The 465-nt window shown below is 64.5% G+C and carries 1 protein-coding gene; it reads right to left on the reverse strand.

Features of this window, described 5'->3' with window-relative positions; all coding sequences use genetic code 11:
- Positions 1-16 precede the first annotated feature (16 nt).
- Positions 17-465: IclR family transcriptional regulator domain-containing protein (locus tag AC0L3B_RS38400; RefSeq protein ID WP_473382796.1), on the reverse strand; the 449-nt coding region annotated here is incomplete at its 5' end.

Here is a 465-nt window from a genome sequence, read left to right on the forward strand (position 1 = left end):
TACGCATCAGAAAGGACTACCCACCAAACGCCTGCGAAGGCCGGCGCAATGTAGGATCAAACGGATTGATCCGCGGCCCGATTGCCGCCGCCTCCCGCTTCAACAACTCGACCACCATCGGCAGACGGCTGGGCCCCAGACGATCCCTGATGGTCGCCACGCTCAGTGCCGCTACCGCATGCCCGTCGCGGTTCAGGATCGGCACCGCCAGTCCCGCCATGCCTTCCAGCACGCCCGTGTTGCGCGCGGCGTAGCCGAGGCTGCGCACGTTCTGCACCTCCGAACGCAACAGCACCTCATCGTACAGGTGAAAATCCTTGAGCCGCGGCAGGTTGTAGCCAATCACCGTTTCGCGCTCTTCCTCGGGCAGGAACGCCAGGATCGCCAGGCTGCCCTGCCCTACGCCCAATGCCACGCGCCCACCGATATCGCCGGTGAAGGTGCGAATCGGATACGGACCTTCGC

It is taken from the genome of Bradyrhizobium sp. Kon56 (assembly GCF_055807635.1).